This is a genomic window from Flavobacterium sp. FlaQc-57, assembly GCF_044007395.1.
Lineage (GTDB): Bacteria > Bacteroidota > Bacteroidia > Flavobacteriales > Flavobacteriaceae > Flavobacterium.
Map to the genome: position 1 here is coordinate 1 of NZ_JBIPDA010000020.1, position 260 is coordinate 260.

Annotated in this window: 1 rRNA gene; it reads right to left on the minus strand. The window is 36.9% G+C overall.

The annotated features are described in order from the left end of the window. Window positions 1-74 (minus strand): 5S ribosomal RNA (rrf, locus tag ACHRVZ_RS21425); the annotation flags it as partial. Window positions 75-260: the final 186 nt, after the last annotated feature.

Sequence of the window (260 nt, forward strand, 5' to 3'; positions counted from 1 at the left end):
ACCATCTGCGCAGGCGGGCTTAACTACTCTGTTCGGGATGGGAAGAGGTGAGCCCCGCCGCAATAACCACCTTAAGGTCTTTAATTGCTTTGGGCAACTTTTTCTTTAATTAACAATTGATAATTAACAATTCATAATTAAAGATAATATCTTAACATACTGAGATAAAGAAAAGTACTTTTATTTACTATTTTAGAAAGTTTCTTCTCCCGACCGAAGTCGGGAGAAAAGGGTGTACATAAGCTTACGGATTATTAGTA